We start from the raw sequence: 15,386 nt of genomic DNA, 5'->3' as shown, positions 1-15,386 counted from the left end.
GATTTTTGCGTGAATAAGCCTGCTAATAGGCAACCTTTGGTTTTCATGCGGAAACAATCCATGAGCGAGCTGGACGATCTGGCGGCCTTTGCGGTGTTGATGGATGCGGGCAGTTTTACCCTGGCCGCGGAGCAGCTGGGCTGGAGCAAGGGGCAGTTGTCCAAGCGCATCAGCCAGCTGGAGAGCAGCCATTCGGTCAAGCTGCTGCACCGCACCACGCGGCGCCTGAGCCTGACCGCCGCGGGCGCAGCGCTGCTGCCCCAGGCCCAGGCGCTGGTGCGCCAGGTGACCCAGGCGCGCCAGGCGCTGTCGCGGCTCAAGGATGACCTGTCGGGCCCGGTGCGGGTGACGGTGCCGGTGTCGCTGGGTGAAACCTTCTTCGAAGGCCTGCTGCTGGAGCTGGGCAACCAGTACCCGCAGTTGCAGATCGAACTGGAACTGGACAATGCCTACCGCGACCTGCTGCGCGACGGCTTCGACCTGGCCATCCGACAGATCCCGGGCAATGACGAGCGCCTGGTGGCGCGGCCGCTGCTGGCCATGCAGGAGCTGACCTGCGCCAGTCCGGCGTATCTGGAGCGCCACGGCACGCCGACCACGCCGCAGGCGCTGGCCGAGCATCGCTGCCTGCTCAACAGTCATTACAGCGGACGCGAGGAATGGCTGTATCACCAGCAGCATGAATTGCTGCGGGTGCAGGTGGCGGGGAATTTTGCCAGCAATCACTACAGCCTGTTGAAGAAGGCGGTGCTGGTGGGGGCGGGGGTGGCGCGGCTGCCGTCCTACATGTTGCATGCCGAGCTGGCGGACGGGCGCTTGTGCTGGTTGCTGCGCGATTACCAGACACGCAGTACGCCGTTGTTCCTGGTGCACCCGTATCAGGGCGGGATGCCCAAACGCGTGCAGGTGGTGGCCGATTACCTGGTGCGCTGGTTCAAGCGTGGCAGCCAGGCGCTGGGTGCGTTGCCGGTACCGGCCCCTTCACCGACAACGCCGGCTCCTGCACTGTAGGAGCCGGCGTTGCCGGCGAAGGGGCCGTCTGGTTCAGCCCCCCAGGTACGCGTCGCGTACTTTCGGGTCGGTCAGCAGCGCTTCACCGGTGCCCTGCATCACCACCCGGCCGTTCTCCAGCACATAGGCACGGTCGGCGATCTTCAGGGCCTGGTTGGCGTTCTGCTCCACCAGGAACACCGTTACACCATCCTTGCGCAGCTGTTCGATGATGTCGAAGATCTGCTGGATGATGATCGGCGCCAGCCCCAGTGACGGTTCGTCGAGCAGCAACAGCTTGGGCTTGCTCATCAGCGCACGGCCGATGGCGAGCATCTGCTGCTCGCCCCCGGACATGGTGCCGCCACGCTGGCTGAAGCGCTCCTTGAGCCGCGGGAACAGGTGCAGCACCTTGTCCATCTGCTCTTGGTAGTCGCCCTTGTCGGTGAAGAACCCGCCCATGGCCAGGTTCTCCTCCACGGTCAGGCGTGCGAACACGCGCCGACCCTCGGGCACCACGGCAATGCTCTTGCGCATGATCTGCGCCGAACTTTGCCCCACCAGCTCCTCGCCCATGTAGCGGATGCTGCCGCTGTGGGCCTGGGGCGACCCGCACAGGGTCATCAGCAGGGTCGACTTGCCTGCGCCGTTGGCGCCGATCAGGGTGACGATTTCGCCCTGGCGAATCTCCACGTTGACGCTGTGCAGCGCCTGGATCTTGCCGTAGAAGGTGGAAACGTTTTCGAACTGCAGCATTTACGCTTCCCCCAGGTAGGCTTTGATCACTTCGGGGTTGTCCCGGATCTGTTGCGGGGTGCCATCGGCCAGCGGCGTGCCCTGGTTGATCACCACGATATGGTCGGAAATGCTCATGACCAGCTTCATGTCGTGCTCGATCAGCAGCACGGTCACCCCGTGTTCCTCACGCAAGGTGCCGATCAGCGCCTTGAGGTCTTCGGTCTCTTTCGGGTTCAGGCCTGCCGCCGGCTCGTCGAGCATGAGGATCCGCGGGCGGGTCATCATGCAGCGGGCGATTTCCAGCCGGCGTTGCTGACCATAGGCCAGGGTGCCGGCGTTACGGTTGGCGAACTCGACCAGGTCGACCTTTTCCAGCCAGTACTGCGCGTACTCCATCGCCTCGTGCTCGCTGCGACGAAAGCCCGGGGTCTTGAACAGGCCGGCGAAGAAGTTGGTGTTCAGGTGACGGTGCTGGGCGATCAGCAGGTTTTCCAGCGCGGTCATTTCCTTGAACAGGCGCACGTTCTGGAAGGTACGCACCACGCCCTTGCGGGCGATCTCGTGGCCGGCCAGGCCCTGGATGGGCTGGCCGTCGAGCAGGATGCTGCCGCCACTGGGCTTGTAGAAGCCGGTCAGGCAGTTGAACACGGTGGTCTTGCCGGCGCCGTTGGGGCCGATCAGTGCCACCACTTGTTTTTCCTTGACGGACAGGGCCACGCCGTTGACCGCCAACAGGCCGCCGAAGCGCATGCTCAGGCCGCTCACTTGCAGAATTTCGCGGCTCATCGACGCAGCTCCATGTGTGGACGTTGCATAGGCAGCAGGCCCTGCGGACGCCAGATCATCATCAATACCATCAGGGCACCGAACATCAGCATCCGGTATTCACTGAAGTCGCGCATCAGTTCGGGCAGCAGGATCATCACGATGGCCGCGAGGATCACGCCCAGCTGAGAGCCCATGCCGCCGAGCACGACAATGGCGAGGATGATCGCCGACTCGATGAAGGTGAACGACTCCGGCGTCACCAGGCCCTGACGCGCGGCGAAGAAGCTGCCGGCAAAACCGGCGAAGCAGGCACCGAGGGTGAAGGCCGAGAGCTTGATGATGGTCGGGTTCAGGCCCAGCGCACGGCAGGCGATCTCGTCTTCGCGCAGCGCTTCCCAGGCGCGCCCGATCGGCATGCGCAGCAGGCGGTTGATCACGAACAGCGCCAGCAGGGCCAGCAGCAGTGCCACCAGGTACAGGAAGATCACCTTGTTGATCGAGTTGTATTCCACCCCGAAGAACTCGTGGAAGGTCTGCATGCCTTCAGCCGCCCTGCGCTCGAAGCTCAGGCCGAAGAACGACGGCTTGGGAATGTTGCTGATGCCGTTCGGGCCGCCGGTGAGGTCGGTCAGGTTACGCAGGAACAGCCGGATGATCTCGCCGAAACCCAGGGTCACGATGGCCAGGTAGTCACCGCGCAGGCGCAGCACCGGGAAGCCCAGCAGGAAGCCGAACATGGCCGCCATCATCCCCGCGATCGGCAGGCACACCCAGAAGCTCAGGCCGAAGTAGTGCGACAGCAGCGCATAGCTGTAGGCGCCCACGGCGTAGAAGCCCACGTAGCCAAGGTCGAGCAGGCCCGCCAGGCCGACCACGATGTTCAGGCCAAGGCCCAGCATCACGTAGATCAGGATGAGCGTGGCGATGTCGACCGCACCGCGCGAACCGAAGAACGGCCACACCAGGGCAACCGCGATCAGGCCCAGGATGATGTAGCGCTGGGTACGCGGCAGGGTCAGGAAGTTGCTGACCTTGGGCGATATCAGTGCACCCCGGGGGGCGGACCGCATCATCGCGCTCCATTGCTTGTCGAACAGCACGCGCAGGAACATCAGCACCGAGCACACCACAATCACGCTCAGGGCCAGGGGCCCCTGGCCATGCACCTGCAGGCTGATACCGACGATGCTGAGTTTCAGGCCAAGTACCGGGAATGCCACGGCCCAGACCAGCAAGGCGCTGAAAAACGCCGATTTGAGATTTCTGCTCATACTTTCTCGACCTCCGGACGGCCCAGGATGCCGGTCGGACGGAACAACAACACCAGAACCAGAAGACCGAATGCCACCACGTCCTTGTACTGGTCACCGAAGATATCGGCGCCAAAGGCCTCGGCCACGCCCAGCACCAGCCCGCCGAGCATGGCGCCCGGAATGCTGCCGATGCCGCCCAGTACCGCCGCGGTAAAGGCCTTCAGGCCCACCAGGAAGCCGGCGTTGGGGTTGATCACGCCGTACTGCATGCTCAGCAGTACCGCTGCCACGGCCGCCAGGGCCGCACCGATCACGAAGGTCAGGGCGATGATGTTGTTGGTGTTGATACCCAGCAGGTTGGCCATCTTGATGTCTTCGGCACAGGCGCGACAGGCGCGGCCCAGGCGTGAACGCGAGATGAACAGGGTCAGCCCGGTCATGGCCACCAGGGTGACGACGAAGACCAGGATCTGCATGTAGGAAATCAGGACTTCTTCGGCGCCGCCCGGCCCGAAGGAGATGCTCCCCGGAATCAGGTTGGGGATCGACTTGTCCTTGGAATCCTGGGCAAGCAAGACAGTGTTCTGCAGGAAAATCGACATGCCGATGGCAGAGATCAGCGGGATCAGCCGGTTGCTGTTGCGCAAGGGGCGGTAGGCGACCCGTTCGATGCTGTAGCCATAGGCGCTGGTGACCACGATGGTCGCGATGAACGCGGCGGTCATCAGTATCGGCAGTGAGTCGATGCCCATCATGGCCAGCCCGGCAAGGGCGATGAAGGCCACGTAGGAACCGATCATGTACACCTCGCCGTGGGCGAAGTTGATCATTCCAATGATGCCGTAAACCATTGTGTAGCCAATGGCTATCAAGGCATAGGTGCTGCCAATGGTCAGGCCATTAACCAGCTGTTGGAAGAAGTGATAGATCTCAGGCATTACAGCGCTCCTAAAAACCCGATACGCATTTCACTGGTGGGCTTGCGCCCGTCCCGGCTTGTGGTCTGAGGCCACTTCGCACGGGCACTGCCAGCGAACCGCTGGTGACGGTTTTAAGATTTTCAGGTGAACCTGCTCCCGGATCGCGGGAATCAGGCCCATGAACCTCGTAAAACAAAGCCCACTGCTCGCACAGTGGGCTTGTAGTCATGGAGTGACGGGATTACTGAGGGGAAACTTCGGTTTTAGGTTTGCCGAAATGCCATTCGTAGACGACGAACTTGAAGTCCTTCAGGTCGCCGTTCTTGTCATAGGACAAGTCGCCGGTAGGGGTCTTGAAGGTGCCGGTGTGCAGGGCCTGTGCGACCTTGTCGGTGTCTTCGCTCTTGGCCGCCTTGATGCCTTCGGCGATCAGCTCCACCGCCGAGTAGGCCGGGAACACGAACGGACCGCTCGGGTCCTTGCCGTCAGCCTTGATGGCGTCGACGATGGCCTTGTTCGCAGGGTCGGCGTCGAACGACTTGGGCAGGGTTACCAGCAGGCCTTCGGAAGCGCCCTGGGCGATCTGCGAGATCGAGTCGTTGCCCACGCCCTCTGGGCCCATGAACTTGGCCTTCAGGCCTTTTTCCTGAGCCTGGCGCAGGATCAGGCCCAGCTCTGGGTGGTAGCCGCCGTAGTACACGAAGTCGACGTTGGCTTGCTTGAGCTTCTGGATGATCGAGGAGAAGTCCTTGTCGCCGGCGTTCAGGCCTTCGAACACGGCAACCTTGGTGCCTTTGCCTTCCAGGGTCTGCTTGACCGCGGTGGCGATGCCTTCACCGTACTGCTGCTTGTCGTGCAGTACCGCAACCACCTTGGGTTTGACGTGGTCGGCGATGTAGTTGCCGGCGGCCGGGCCCTGGGCGCTGTCCAGGCCGATGGTACGGAAGATCAGCTTGTAGCCGCGGGAGGTGATTTCCGGGCTGGTGGCAGCCGGGGTGATCATGATCACGCCTTCATCTTCATAGATGTCGGACGCTGGTTGAGTGGAGCTGGAGCACAGGTGGCCGACCACGAACTTGACGCCATCGTTGACCACTTTGTTGGCGACTGCCACGGCCTGTTTAGGGTCGCAGGCGTCGTCGTATTCCTTGGCTTCGAGCATCTTGCCGTCAACGCCGCCCTTGGCGTTGATGTCCTTGATGGCCTGTTTTGCACCGATGAACTGCATGTCACCGTATTGAGTAACCGGACCGGTCTTCGGGCCGGCGATGCCGATCTTGATGGTATCGGCGGCAACTGCATGGCTGGCAACCCCGGCCAGAACCATTGCGGCGAACAGCTTGGAAATCTGCTTACTCATAGTGCTCCACTCATTCTGTTGTAATTTTTATAGTCCTGGTGCCCAGGGCTACGGACCGGGATACCGTGACGGCCACGCCGTCCCGCCTTTCCCGTGTTCCCCCGCAAAATGCCCTGGCAACTGTACCGGTACAGTGTAGAGCGCCGCTTGATCGATTGAAAAGCGGGCTTTTCGGGGCAAAATCCGGGGGTGTCGCCTAATCGACAGAAAGTTACATAAAGGCGCCGCCAATTTGCCAGCATGCTGCGGCGGGGCGTGATCTTCATGGCCTTGTCGATCAATTACTTATTTGAAACTGGGTTTTTCTGCAAAAATAGCGACCTTTCAGTGGTCGAATTATTTCTGGTAGGAACCCATGACAGATCAACCAAGCACCCTCTATGCCAAATTGCTCGGCGAGACTGCAATCATCGAGTGGAAAGCGCTGGAGCGTTTTTGGGCCAAGGGTGACCTGATTTGGGTCGACGCGTCGCTGGACCTGATCGAGGTGGCGTCGGCAATGGCCGAAAACCGCAGTGAAACCGTGGAAAAATGGCGAAATGATGGCACGGTCGTGCCGGTGACTGCCGAGCAGGCGCTAGACCTTTCGCACACGATTGCGCCGATCTGGGCAGTGGTGGTTTCGCCGTTTATCGTGATTCAGAAAAAGTCCGCGCCCTGATCTGGTGCGCAAAAACGAACAGCCGGAAGATTTTGGTGCGCGAGGGCGTTCAGGCGGGGTGGTTGTTGGTAACAGTGGGGCAGGGGTTCAAAAAACGCGGTAACAGTTCTTGCCTCATCGCGGGTCACGCCCGCTCCCACAGGTTGGTGGAGACCTTGTGGGAGCGGGCTTGACCCGCGATGGCCGCAAAGGCGCTGCGCAGATTACTCGTAGTCTGTCTTGCCCGTATGGCTGTTGAGCGAAATCACCCGCGTCTTGCCGATGCGGTGACGGTAGATCTCGCGCAGGTACTTCACCGCCTTCTTCACGCACTCGCGTGACAGGCGGATATCGTTGATCGACACGAACTTGCTCTTGTCGTTGATCAGCTCGCGGTACTTCTTCTCGTACATCGGCTTGATCGCGTACCAGTTGGTATCGAGGATCTTGGCCGGGTTCTCGAACTCGTTGAGCAGGTCGTCGATACGGTCCTCGTCGAATTCCTCACGGGTGATGAAGTCGAGGATGGCGTTGTCCAGCGTGTCGTCGAAACGGTACGGGGTGCGCGCGAAACAGCGCTTGATGAACGCCACGATCAGGGTCAGGAAGTCGTCCGACAGGCACGGGCTCTTGGCGATCAGGGTGGTCAGCGACAGGTTGGCCGAGGCGCCGATCACCAGCGCGTAGCGCTTGAGCGTGGTGTTGGGGAACAGGCTGTTGAGGTGGGTCTTGAGCCGGTTCAGGTCCATGTACGAGAGCTTGTAGTCCTTGGGCAGGGACACGATCGACACCACCGACGAGCAGTTCTTGAAGAAGTGCAGGTCATGCAGCGCCGCGGCGTCGTAGCCGGAGGTCTTGTACTGCTCCAGGGCCGCGCGATAGCGCTTGGACTCGATCGGCAGCAGGCTGATGCCCTCGATCGCCTGGGTCACCTTGTTGAAGTGCGGCAGGTCGATGGAGCGGAAGAACAGGTCGTCGATGTTGAGCTGCGGCTTCTCTTTCTCGAACACCTTGAACTTGTCGTTGCCTGGCGTCGGCTGCTCGGGCACTACCGATTCGGCGTAGGCGATGGCCACCGGGCCGGCCAGGCTCATGAACAGGTCGTTGGCATCCAGGCGGATGGTCTCGCCGATGTCGATGCCCGCGCGCCGGAAGTAGTTCTGGTCGTAGTCGGTGGTCACCGCCTGGGCGGTGAGGATGTTGAAGATCTGCTGCGAGATGTACTGGTTGGCGTGCTTCTCCATGGCATTGACGTCAATGTCCTGGATGTTGCCGTCATCGTTCTCCTCGGCATAGCGCATGATGTCGTTGGAGATCAGCATCATCGCGTTCCACGGGCGGATACGCCCCATCACGCTGGCTTCGCTGCTGTCCTCGTTGTCGAAGTTGTACGAGAAGTCCCATTCCTCCGACAGGTACTTGCACAGCAGGCGGCCGGCGTTGATGTGCAGTGCCTCGGACATCTCGCTGCGGTGGTCGGAGATGTTCGGCAGCACGCAGATGCCGCTGGTGAAGATCGGCTCGAAGACGAAGGAGTGCCCGCTCTTGGTGTCGTTCTCGTCGGCCGGCTTGGTGTCGAACGTCTTGTTCATGTACGAGAACTGCTGGGCCAGGCCGAACTCCGAAGCCATGCCCGAGCCGGTACCGCCACCGGCGCTGAAGATGTAGAAGTACAGGCGCGACTGGTTGGCCTTGATGCCGCACGAGTCGATCAGGTACGAGTGGATCAGCTTCCAGTCGGCACTGGAGAAGCGCTGGGTTTCCTTGTTGAGGATGATCTTGGCCAGGTACTGGCCCAGGATCGGCGCGTTGCCGGCGCCGCCCGCATGCACCTCGGACAGGTCCATGATCTTCATCTTGCTGTAGTCGCGCAGAAAGCCGCTCTTCTCGCCCTTGCGCGAAAAACGGATGCGCCCGGCGATATCCTTGTCCAGGTCGCCCAGCATCACCAGCGGTTCCACCAGGAACACCGGCTTGGCGCCCTTGTTCTGCACCAGGCGCAGGTTGTTGCGGATCCAGCGGCCCGGGCTGTAGGGCTGCTCGCCGGCGTGGCGGTCTTCGTTGTTGAATTCGTTGAGGTAGAAGGTGCGGGCGTTGTACACCAGCTCCGCCACATCCAGGGCAATGTTCGAACCGCAACGACCCAGGCCGATCAGGCACACCGAAGGGAACTGCTGGTCCAGGCGCAACTGGGTGTCATCTTCGACATGCACACTGGGCGGGAACACCAGGTCGCGCAGGCCGTCGAGGTTGTCCAGGATGCGCTGGATGTCGGTCTCGGTGTAATACAGGTACTGCTGCGGCGTAGCCGCGCGCGGGCTGTAGTATTCTCGAGGCGCCGGGGCGGTGAGCGCGGTGGAGGATGACATCAGCTCGGAAACCGCGGTGGCAGAAGTATTCTTTGAGGTCATTTTGCGCCATTTGCCTGGGTGGACGGCTGGTAAAAGTCGATATCATCGAGCCATCACGGGATAAGTTTCGCGACTGTATCAGTGCGCCTTTGGCGTGAGCGATAGGGTCCTGCCCTATAACCCTCTAAGGGTTTTCCTGTCACGTCTGAGAACTGAATCGTCCGCATCGCCAACTTCTTTAATTTGCCAGGAGCTGTCATGAGCATTGCACTACCTTCGCTGGGGTTCGCCGGTATCGGTCTGATGGGATTGCCCATGTGTCGGCGCCTGCTGGCGGCCGGTTTTCCGTTGACCGTGTGGAACCGTTCATCGGACAAGTGCGCGCCACTGGTGGCCGCCGGGGCGAGCCAGGCGAACAGCCCGGCAGAGCTCTGCGCGGCGGCGGACGTGGTGATGCTGTGCCTGGCCGACACCCAGGTGGTGCACGAGGTGGTGTTCGGTGACGACGGTATCGCCGCAGGCGGCGCGGCCGGGCAGCTGCTGGTGGATTTTTCCAGCCTGGAGCCCGGCGCCACGCGGCAAATGGCCGCACAGCTGAGGCAGGCCTGCGGCATGCACTGGCTGGATGCACCGGTGTCGGGCGGCACCCCGGGCGCCGAGGCCGGCAGCCTGGCGATCATGGTCGGCGGCGAGGCGGCCGATCTTGGGCGGGTGCGCCCGGTGCTCCAGGTGCTGGGGCAGCGGGTCACGCACATGGGTGCGGTGGGGGCAGGGCAGGTGACCAAGGCCTGCAACCAGATGATCGTGGCCTGTAACGCACTGGTGATTGCCGAGGTGGTGGCCCTGGCCGAACAGTCAGGGGTGGATGCCAGCCTGATCGCCGAAGCCCTGGCAGGCGGTTTCGCCGATTCCAGGCCGTTGCAGATCCTGGCCCCGCAAATGGCCGAGCAGCGTTACGAGCCGGTGAAGTGGCACGTGCGCACCTTGCTCAAGGACCTGGATACGGCGGTCAAGTTTTCCCGCGAGCAGGGCTCGGCCACTCCGATCAGCGGCCTGGCGGCGCAGCTGATGCGCTTGCACGGCAGCCAGGGTTACCTGGAAAAGGATCCCGCAACCCTGGTCGAGCTGTTTCGCCGCAAGCCATAGGCAGGTCGCTGCACTGGTTGAGGCTGCCGAGCACCGCGTGCAGCTCGCCCATCGGTACCGGGCGGCTGAACAGGTAGCCCTGCAGAAAGTCGCAGCCCTGCTGGCGCAGGAACTGGTACTGCTCGACGGTTTCCACTCCCTCGGTCACCACCTTCAGGTGCAGGGTGTGGGCCATGATGATGATGGCCTGCACGATGTCCATGTCCTGCTCGGAGTGGGGGATGTCCTGGATGAACGAGCGGTCGATCTTCAGCGTGTCCAGCGGCAGGCGCTTGAGGTAGGCCAGCGATGAGTAGCCGGTGCCGAAGTCGTCGATCGAGAGTGAAACGCCCTTGGCCCGGATACGCTTGAGCAGGGCGATGGTGTTGTGGATGTTGCCCATCAGCGCGTTTTCGGTCACCTCCATTTCCAGGCGCCAGGCCGGCAGCCCCGCGCTAAACAGCGCATCTTCCACTTCGCTGACGAGTTCTTCGCGGCCCAGGGTCAGCGCCGAGCAGTTGACGGTGACCTTGAGTTGGTCGAAGCCATGGCGGCTCAACTGCGCCAGGTCCTGGCAGGCGCGGCGCAACACCCACAGGTCGAGCTCGCCGATCAGGCCGTTGGCTTCGGCAATGCCGATGAAGCGGTCGGGGCTGAGCAGGCCGTGCTGCGGGTGCTGCCAGCGGATCAGCGCTTCGAGCTTGGCCACCTGGCCGCTGGCCAGGTCGAAGATCGGCTGGTAGTGGATGCGCAGCCCGCGCTCTTCGAGCAGGGCCACGCGCAGCTCCTCCTCCAGTTGCAGCTCCAGGGTGGCGCGGGTTTTCAGGTTGCTGCTGAAGAAGTTCAGGTTGTTGCGCCCGCAGCCCTTGGACTGGTACAGGGCCAGGTCCGCGTGCTTGAGCAGCTCGTCGCAGCTTTCGCCGTCGTCGGGGAACACGCTGATGCCGATGCTGGTGGTCATCACCATGCGCCGGCCGCTCAGGTCGATCGGTTCCTTGACCTTGTGCATGATGCGCTGCGCCAGGTGGCGGGCCTCGTCGCGGTTGTGCAGGCCGATCAGAATGCAGAACTCGTCGCCGCCGAAGCGGGCCACCACGTCGTGGCTGCGGGTGGCGCTCTTGATCTGCGCGGCGATCACCTGCAGCAACTGGTCCCCCGCGTCATGGCCCAGGCTGTCATTGATGCGCTTGAAGTGGTCGATGTCCAGGAACATCACCGCCAGCATGCCGCCGCTGGCCGCCTGTTCGGCCAGGCGCTCGGCGAACAGCTGGTTGAAACCGCGACGGTTGACCAGGTTGGTCAGTGCATCGTAGTGCGCCGCCTGTTGCAGCGAGACCCGTGCCTGGTCCAGCTGGCTGAGCAGCATGTTGACCCGGCGCAGGTCGTGCTCCTTGCTCTGCAGCTTCTTGTCCGACAGGGCGGCGCTGATGCAACTGGCGCTGATCAGCAGGGCGACGAAGGCGATGGCCAGGCTCAGGTGCAGGCTGTTGTCGGTGATCGGCAACTGCAGCGGCGCGTCCACGGGCAGTACCAGGGTCAGGGCCCACATGCCGGTGAAATGGGTGGCGATGATGCCGGTGGCCATCACCAGGCTGGCGACGTACCTGGGCCAGTTGCTCTGGGCTGGGCGGTAGCGGGTTAGCAGCAACGCCAGCAGGCTGACGCCGAAGGCGACCACCACCGAACTTGCCAGCAGGTCGGCGCGGTAGAACTGCGAGGCGTTGGAGCGCATGGCTGCCATGCCGGTGTAATGCATGGCGCCGATGCCCAGGCCGATGGCGATGGCCGCCAGCACATGCTGGTGCAGGCGCGGCTGGGGTGTGCCGAGCAGGTTCATCGCACTCCAGGCGGCGAGCAGCATCAGCAGCAGCGATACGGCCGTCAGGGCCAGGTCGTAGTGCACCTCGAGGGGGGCCTGGAAGGCGAGCATGCCGATGAAGTGCATGCCCCACACGCTGCAGGCCAGGCAGAAGGTGCCGAGCAGGCGCCATTGACGTTGGGCGGCGCTGTGCTCGGCATTGCCCACGCGTTCGATGATGTCGAGGGTGGCGAAACTGCCCGCGCAGGCAACCAGGTAGGCAAGTGCCACCAGGTAAGGGTTGTGCCGGCAATCGAGGAGCAATTGTCCGGTTGCGGGAAGTTCGGCGAGTACATGCAGCCCCTGCCACTCCATAGCATGCCTCTTGGTCCGGTGTGCACGCTGCCTCCAGCGGAGTGGAGACGGTTTTGGCTGAGTATAGGAAGAGAGCATTAACCCATCGGGATTAATGGCAGATTGACTTGTATGGATTGGAGATTGGGGCGATAGCGTTTGGTTCTAAAACCGAGTCGCGCCCTTCGCCGGCAAGGCCGGCTCCTGCACCGATCATGCAGGAGCCGGCCAGTGGGTCAGCCGGCGACCAGTACCCGAATTGCCTCAAGGCGCAGTGCGGCCTTCTCCAGCATCGCCAGGCCCTGCTCGCGTTGCGCACGCAAGGCATGGATTTCGGTGTCGCGCACGGTCGGGTTGACCGCCTGCAACGCGGTCAGGCGCGCCAGTTCTTCATCGGTTTCGGCTGCCAGGCGGCGCTGCGCCTCGGCCACACGCTCGGCGTGGCGCGGCATGATCTTGGCCTCGCCGGCATTGATGCGCGGGGTCAGGACATCGCGCTGGGCCTGGATGAACTTGTTGGCGCTGGCCTTGGGCACGCTTTCGAGCTGGTCGTTGAGGGTCTCGAACGACACCCGCGCCGCCAGGTCGTTGCCGTTGGTGTCGAGCAGGCAGCGCAGCGCTGCCGGCGGCAGGTAGCGGCCCAGTTGCAGGGCGCGCGGGGCGACCACTTCGCTGACGTACAGCAGTTCGAGCAGCACGGTGCCCGGCTTGAGCGCCTTGTTCTTGATCAGCGCCACCGCGGTATTGCCCATCGAGCCGCTGAGCACCAGGTCCATGCCGCCCTGCACCATGGGGTGTTCCCAGGTGATGAACTGCATGTCCTCGCGCGACAGCGCCTGGTTGCGGTCGTAGGTGATGGTCACGCCTTCGTCGTCGCCCAGCGGGAAGCTGGCGTCGAGCATCTTCTCGCTCGGCTTGAGGATCAGGGCGTTTTCCGAGTGGTCCTCGCTGTCGATACCGAAGGCGTCGAACAGGGTTTCCATGTAGATCGGCAGGGCGAACTGGTCGTCCTGCTCGAGGATCGCCTCCACCAGCGCCTGGCCTTCGCCGGCACCACCGGAGTTGAGCTCCAGCAGGCGGTCGCGGCCGCTGTGCAGCTCCGACTCCAGGCGCTGGCGCTCGGCGCAGGCTTCGTTGACCAGCGCTTCCCACTCGCCGTCGTCGCCGCTTTCCAGCAGCGGCAGCAGGCGCGGGCCGAACTGGTGCTGCAGGGCGTTGCCGGTAGGGCAGGTATTGAGGAAGGCATTGAGTGCCTGGTGGTACCACTGGAACAGGCGCTCCTGCGGGCTGTTCTGCAGGTGCGGCACATGCAGTTCGATGGTGTGCTTCTGGCCGATACGGTCCAGGCGGCCGATGCGCTGTTCCAGCAGGTCGGGGTGGGCCGGCAGGTCGAACAGCACCAGGTGGTGGGCGAACTGGAAGTTGCGGCCTTCGCTGCCGATTTCCGAGCAGATCAGCACCTGCGCGCCGAACTCTTCGTCGGCAAAGTAGGCGGCGGCGCGGTCGCGCTCCAGGATGCTCATGCCTTCATGGAACACCGTGGCCGGAATGCCCGAGCGCACGCGCAGGGCGTCTTCCAGGTCCATCGCGGTTTCGGCGTGGGCGCAGATCACCAGCACCTTGACCCGCTTGAGCATCTTGAGGGTGTCGATCAGCCATTCGACCCGTGGGTCGAAGCGCCACCAGCGGCTCTCTTCGTCGCTGTCGCCCTGGGCCTGGAAGCTGACTTCCGGGTACAGGTCGGCATGCTCGCCCACCGGCAGTTCCATGTACTCGTCGGGGCACGGCAGCGGGTAGGCGTGCAGCTGGCGCTGCGGGAAGCCCTGCACCGCGGCGCGGGTGTTGCGAAACAGCACGCGGCCGGTGCCGTGGCGGTCCAGCAGCTCGCGGATCAGGCGTGCGCTGGCCTGGGTGTCGCCATCGTTGACTGCGGCCAGCAGCGCCTCGCCTTCGGCACCCAGGAAGCCCTGGATGGTGGCGTGGGCCTTGGGCGACAGGCGGCCTTCATCGAGCAGCTCCTGCACCGCCTCGGCCACCGGGCGATAGTTGTCGCTCTCGGCGCGGAATGCGGCCAGGTCGTGGACACGGTTGGGGTCGAGCAGGCGCAGGCGTGCGAAGTGGCTGTCCTGGCCCAGTTGCTCGGGGGTGGCGGTCAGCAGCAGTACGCCGGGGATGACCTCGGCCAGTTGCTCGACCAGCGCGTACTCCGGGCTGACCTGGTCTTCGTGCCACACCAGGTGGTGCGCCTCGTCGACCACCAGCAGGTCCCAGCCGGCGGCGAACAGCGCGTCCTGGGCCTTTTCATCCTCGGTCAGCCACTCCAGCGCCACCAGCGCCAGTTGCGCATCCTCGAACGGGTTGCTGGCATCGCTTTCGATGAAGCGCTCGGCGTCGAACAGTGCCACCTGCAGGTTGAAACGGCGGCGCATTTCCACCAGCCACTGGTGCTGCAGGTTCTCCGGCACCAGGATCAGCACGCGGCTGGCGCGACCCGTGAGCAGCTGGCGATGGATCACCAGGCCGGCTTCGATGGTCTTGCCCAGGCCCACTTCGTCGGCCAGCAGTACGCGCGGGGCGATACGGTCGGCCACTTCGCGGGCAATGTGCAACTGGTGGGCGATCGGCTGGGCACGGGTGCCGCCCAGGCCCCACAGCGACGACTGCAACTGGCGGCTGGTGTGTTCCAGGGTGTTGTAGCGCAGCGAGAACCACGCCAGCGGGTCGATCTGCCCGGCGAACAGGCGGTCGCTGGCCAGGCGGAACTGGATGAAGTTCGACAGCTGGGTTTCAGGCAGGGTGCAGGCCTGGTTCTGGGCATCGAGGCCGTGGTAGACCATCAGGCCGTCGATGACCTCGACTTCGCGCACGGTCAGCTTCCAGCCTTCGAAGTGGGTGATCTGGTCGCCCGGCGAGAAACGCACGCGGGTCAGTGGCGCATTGCGCAGGGAGTACTGGCGGGTGTCGCCAGTGGCCGGGTAGAGCACGGTCAACAAGCGGCCGTCCTGTGCCAGAACGGTCCCTAGACCCAGCTCGGCTTCGCTGTCGCTGATCCAGCGTTGCCCCGGTTGATACTGCTGCGCCATACTGCC

11 protein-coding genes are annotated in these 15,386 nt (G+C 63.3%); 3 read left to right on the top strand and 8 right to left on the bottom strand.

Going from position 1 to position 15,386, the window contains the following annotated elements:
- Positions 1–60: 60 nt before the first annotated feature.
- On the top strand, positions 61–1,011 hold the full coding sequence (locus MF6396_RS13150; RefSeq protein ID WP_043862613.1) for a LysR family transcriptional regulator: 951 nt from the start codon (positions 61–63) through the stop codon (positions 1,009–1,011).
- 33 nt (positions 1,012–1,044) lie between these two features.
- Here MF6396_RS13150 and MF6396_RS13145 read toward each other — a convergent pair whose 3' ends face one another.
- The 5 genes from MF6396_RS13145 to MF6396_RS13120 all read right to left on the bottom strand — a co-directional run bounded on the left by MF6396_RS13145 (position 1,045) and on the right by MF6396_RS13120 (position 6,029).
- Positions 1,045–1,746: an ABC transporter ATP-binding protein gene (locus MF6396_RS13145; protein WP_043862612.1), complete on the bottom strand. Its 702-nt coding sequence runs from the start codon at positions 1,744–1,746 to the stop codon at positions 1,045–1,047.
- The gene (gene livG, locus MF6396_RS13140) at positions 1,747–2,514 is read right to left on the bottom strand and encodes a high-affinity branched-chain amino acid ABC transporter ATP-binding protein LivG (RefSeq protein ID WP_054914726.1); all 768 of its coding nucleotides are present in this window, start codon (positions 2,512–2,514) and stop codon (positions 1,747–1,749) included. It abuts the gene before it with no gap.
- Positions 2,511–3,767: a high-affinity branched-chain amino acid ABC transporter permease LivM gene (locus tag MF6396_RS13135; protein WP_078480552.1), complete on the bottom strand. Its 1,257-nt coding sequence runs from the start codon at positions 3,765–3,767 to the stop codon at positions 2,511–2,513. The genes livG and MF6396_RS13135 overlap by 4 nt, the downstream gene beginning before the upstream one ends.
- Complete coding sequence (gene livH, locus MF6396_RS13130) at positions 3,764–4,687, bottom strand: high-affinity branched-chain amino acid ABC transporter permease LivH (protein WP_043862609.1); 924 nt, start codon at positions 4,685–4,687, stop codon at positions 3,764–3,766. Before livH ends, MF6396_RS13135 begins: the two co-directional genes overlap by 4 nt.
- A 223-nt stretch (positions 4,688–4,910) precedes the next feature.
- A complete protein-coding gene (locus MF6396_RS13120) occupies positions 4,911–6,029 on the bottom strand; it encodes a branched-chain amino acid ABC transporter substrate-binding protein (RefSeq protein WP_043862608.1) in 1,119 nt (372 codons plus the stop codon).
- Between the two features lie 355 nt (positions 6,030–6,384).
- Here MF6396_RS13120 and MF6396_RS13115 point away from each other — a divergent pair, with 355 nt between their 5' ends.
- A complete protein-coding gene (locus MF6396_RS13115; protein ID WP_078480549.1) occupies positions 6,385–6,690 on the top strand; it encodes a DUF2288 domain-containing protein in 306 nt (101 codons plus the stop codon).
- A gap of 203 nt (positions 6,691–6,893) precedes the next feature.
- Here MF6396_RS13115 and MF6396_RS13110 read toward each other — a convergent pair whose 3' ends face one another.
- Entirely contained in the window at positions 6,894–9,080 is a 2,187-nt protein-coding gene (locus MF6396_RS13110) for a hypothetical protein (protein WP_054914724.1), read from the bottom strand.
- 198 nt (positions 9,081–9,278) lie between these two features.
- On the opposite strand from MF6396_RS13110, the gene MF6396_RS13105 reads away from it, so the two are divergent.
- Complete coding sequence (locus tag MF6396_RS13105) at positions 9,279–10,166, top strand: NAD(P)-dependent oxidoreductase (protein WP_078480548.1); 888 nt, start codon at positions 9,279–9,281, stop codon at positions 10,164–10,166.
- On the opposite strand, the gene MF6396_RS13100 is transcribed toward MF6396_RS13105, so the two are convergent.
- Together MF6396_RS13100 and rapA are read right to left on the bottom strand one after the other, a co-directional pair.
- Positions 10,066–12,318 (bottom strand): putative bifunctional diguanylate cyclase/phosphodiesterase, encoded by a 2,253-nt coding sequence (locus MF6396_RS13100; protein ID WP_043862604.1) that lies wholly within the window; start codon positions 12,316–12,318, stop codon positions 10,066–10,068. The two genes, MF6396_RS13105 and MF6396_RS13100, sit on opposite strands and share 101 nt — an antisense overlap.
- 215 nt (positions 12,319–12,533) lie before the next feature.
- The gene (gene rapA / locus MF6396_RS13095) at positions 12,534–15,380 is read right to left on the bottom strand and encodes an RNA polymerase-associated protein RapA (RefSeq protein WP_078480546.1); all 2,847 of its coding nucleotides are present in this window, start codon (positions 15,378–15,380) and stop codon (positions 12,534–12,536) included.
- Positions 15,381–15,386 lie beyond the last annotated feature (6 nt).

The sequence above is a fragment of the Pseudomonas sp. MF6396 genome, assembly GCF_002018915.1.
Lineage (GTDB): Bacteria > Pseudomonadota > Gammaproteobacteria > Pseudomonadales > Pseudomonadaceae > Aquipseudomonas > Aquipseudomonas palmensis.
Note: the sequence above shows the minus strand (reverse complement) of the source record. Positions and strands in the feature narration are given on the sequence as shown.

What these genes read in the sequence shown, in the direction of transcription:
- MF6396_RS13150 (WP_043862613.1), top strand. Translation starts at nt 61, where the DNA reads ATGAGCGAGCTGGACGATCTGGCGGCCTTTGCGGTGTTGATGGATGCG.
- MF6396_RS13145 (WP_043862612.1), bottom strand. Translation starts at nt 1,746, where the DNA reads ATGCTGCAGTTCGAAAACGTTTCCACCTTCTACGGCAAGATCCAGGCG.
- livG (WP_054914726.1), bottom strand. Translation starts at nt 2,514, where the DNA reads ATGAGCCGCGAAATTCTGCAAGTGAGCGGCCTGAGCATGCGCTTCGGC.
- MF6396_RS13135 (WP_078480552.1), bottom strand. Translation starts at nt 3,767, where the DNA reads ATGAGCAGAAATCTCAAATCGGCGTTTTTCAGCGCCTTGCTGGTCTGG.
- livH (WP_043862609.1), bottom strand. Translation starts at nt 4,687, where the DNA reads ATGCCTGAGATCTATCACTTCTTCCAACAGCTGGTTAATGGCCTGACC.
- MF6396_RS13120 (WP_043862608.1), bottom strand. Translation starts at nt 6,029, where the DNA reads ATGAGTAAGCAGATTTCCAAGCTGTTCGCCGCAATGGTTCTGGCCGGG.
- MF6396_RS13115 (WP_078480549.1), top strand. Translation starts at nt 6,385, where the DNA reads ATGACAGATCAACCAAGCACCCTCTATGCCAAATTGCTCGGCGAGACT.
- MF6396_RS13110 (WP_054914724.1), bottom strand. Translation starts at nt 9,080, where the DNA reads ATGACCTCAAAGAATACTTCTGCCACCGCGGTTTCCGAGCTGATGTCA.
- MF6396_RS13105 (WP_078480548.1), top strand. Translation starts at nt 9,279, where the DNA reads ATGAGCATTGCACTACCTTCGCTGGGGTTCGCCGGTATCGGTCTGATG.
- MF6396_RS13100 (WP_043862604.1), bottom strand. Translation starts at nt 12,318, where the DNA reads ATGGAGTGGCAGGGGCTGCATGTACTCGCCGAACTTCCCGCAACCGGA.
- rapA (WP_078480546.1), bottom strand. Translation starts at nt 15,380, where the DNA reads ATGGCGCAGCAGTATCAACCGGGGCAACGCTGGATCAGCGACAGCGAA.